This window comes from Desulfonatronospira sp. MSAO_Bac3 (assembly GCF_003838035.1).
In the GTDB taxonomy this organism is placed as follows: Bacteria; Desulfobacterota; Desulfovibrionia; order Desulfovibrionales; family Desulfonatronovibrionaceae; genus Desulfonatronospira; species Desulfonatronospira thiodismutans.
Genome location: NZ_QYZY01000033.1, coordinates 1 through 2,028, shown reverse-complemented (window position 1 = coordinate 2,028; position 2,028 = coordinate 1). Strand labels below are relative to the sequence as shown.

Genomic DNA, 2,028 nt, shown 5'->3' with positions numbered 1-2,028 from the left:
TGCTGGCCAAAAAAATGGCCAACCTGCAGGCCGGTCAGGTCTCGGCCGTGGCCACCGACTGCCCCGGATGCGTCATGCAGATCCGCGGCGGCATGGCCAAAGACGGCAAGGACATCAAGGTCAAGCATATAGCCGAGCTCCTGGCTGAACAGCTGAAAAAAGGCTGATCGCATACCACCAGGCTCTTCATGATACGCCTGCAAAAATAACTTTTTGCAGGCGTATCGAAAAAGGTAACCAGAGTATGTTTTGCCAGCGGTTTGGTCTTGAGGTATATTTTACCCGGCATGCACGAGAGCGTATGTTTCAGCGAGGAATAAGCGAAGAGACAATCAGTTGGATTCTGGAAAATGGAACCATTCGACACAAAGATGATGTAAGGTTATGGATAGCCCTGGCTTTTCCTGATCGGGACGATAATCTTCTCTGTGTAGCTGTTGCCCTTGAGGAAAAGATGGTAATAAAGACAGTAATGCACCATTTTCAGTGGGAGGTGGAGTCATGAGAGTGAGTTATGATGAAGCTGACGATATCCTCGTTATTCGTCTTTCCAATAAAGAAATAACCAGAGAAACTTCCCAGGACTGGAATACACATATTAGTTATGCGGGGGATGGAACTGTCGTTGAAGTTGTCGTTCTTGATGCCTCTAAACAGGGGGCCTGGCCACTGCTTAGAAGTGAAGCTGCATAGATCTCGTAGATCTTCGCAGATGGCAGTATATTTTCTTTAATGACAGTTATACATTTTCTGAACTTGCAGACAAAGACCAGCAGCACGTCCGGTTTTTATCCAGAGTTTACCTTGAGTTGCGTGATCGACAAACAGCCTGTCAAAAAAACTTTTAAGAGACCTGACACGGGACAAAGATTCTATTTTTCATCCGACTATCGGAGGCGGTTCAGACTTTCAGCACCATAGTATAACCTGAGAATATGCAGAATTAAAACCTCAAAAATGGAGTAGGCACATGCAGCCGGGTTACTTACAGGCGCTGGAAACAGGCGAGTTGAAGCGCAGGATCGACAAGGCCGGGCAGTGGTCAACCAGATGCTGCCTGTGCCCGCGCAACTGTGGGGTGAACAGGCTGGAGGGAGAGCTGGGGTTCTGCCGCACAGGCCCCCTGGCTCAGGTGGCCGCGTTCAATCTGCATTTCGGAGAGGAAGACCCTCTGGTTGGCGAGCGCGGTTCAGGAACAGTATTCTTCGGCCACTGCAACCTGGGCTGCGTCTTCTGCCAGAACCACGACATAAGCGACAACCAGAGCACCCACCAGGAAGTGCACCCAAATCAGCTGGCCTGGATCTTCATGCAGCTGCAGAAACAGGGAGCGCACAATATCAACCTGGTCACTCCTTCCCATGTGGTCCTGCAGGTCCCGAAGGCACTGGAACTGGCCGCTGGTGACGGGCTGAATATTCCCCTGGTATATAACACCAGCTCCTACGACGAAGTGCACACCCTGAAGCTTCTGGAGGGCATTGTGGACATATATCTGGCGGACTCCAAGTTTTTCTACAGCGAACAGGCCCGCAAATACGCAGACGCCCCGGACTACCCCCAGAAAGCAAAAGAGGCCATCCTGGAGATGCACCGCCAGGTGGGGGGACTGGAAACTGATGATCAGGGCATCGCCAGGAGGGGACTGATGATCCGGCACCTGGTCATGCCGGACAACCTGGCCGGCTCGGATGAGTGGCTGCAGTTTTTTGCAGAAAACCTGAGCAAGGATACCTTTTTAAACATCATGGGTCAGTACCGTCCGGCCGGCATGGCCCATAACTATCCGGAACTCCTGGGCCGGGTCAGCGGCAACCAGGTGGAGACCCTGAATAAAAAAGCCCGCAAACTCGGACTGACCAACCTGGACCAGAGGTCTTCGGGCATTTTCCGGCTGCTGGTTTAGTGGCTTACTCCTGAAAATCTGTCACAAAAAACAATAACCACGCGCTGCGCGTGGCAGGCCTTGGACAGGATTACCCCAGTTGAATGGAAGAGATTCAACGGGGCAAGCAGGATAAGCAATCA

The 2,028-nt window shown here is 51.8% G+C and carries 3 protein-coding genes; all 3 read left to right on the top strand.

The window, feature by feature from the left end:
- Positions 1 to 244 precede the first annotated feature (244 nt).
- The 3 genes from D5S03_RS01205 (at position 245) to D5S03_RS01195 (ending at position 1,906) form a co-directional block, all read left to right on the top strand.
- On the top strand, positions 245 to 505 hold the full coding sequence (locus D5S03_RS01205) for a DUF4258 domain-containing protein (RefSeq protein WP_287042434.1): 261 nt from the start codon (positions 245 to 247) through the stop codon (positions 503 to 505).
- On the top strand, positions 502 to 693 hold the full coding sequence (locus D5S03_RS01200; RefSeq protein WP_008868643.1) for a DUF2283 domain-containing protein: 192 nt from the start codon (positions 502 to 504) through the stop codon (positions 691 to 693). The genes D5S03_RS01205 and D5S03_RS01200 overlap by 4 nt, the downstream gene beginning before the upstream one ends.
- Positions 694 to 970: 277 nt before the next feature.
- On the top strand, positions 971 to 1,906 hold the full coding sequence (locus D5S03_RS01195; protein WP_287042433.1) for a radical SAM protein: 936 nt from the start codon (positions 971 to 973) through the stop codon (positions 1,904 to 1,906).
- Positions 1,907 to 2,028: the final 122 nt, after the last annotated feature.

Coding starts and splice junctions, on each gene's coding strand:
- D5S03_RS01205 (WP_287042434.1), top strand. CDS start 245: ATGTTTTGCCAGCGGTTTGGTCTTGAGGTATATTTTACCCGGCATGCA.
- D5S03_RS01200 (WP_008868643.1), top strand. CDS start 502: ATGAGAGTGAGTTATGATGAAGCTGACGATATCCTCGTTATTCGTCTT.
- D5S03_RS01195 (WP_287042433.1), top strand. CDS start 971: ATGCAGCCGGGTTACTTACAGGCGCTGGAAACAGGCGAGTTGAAGCGC.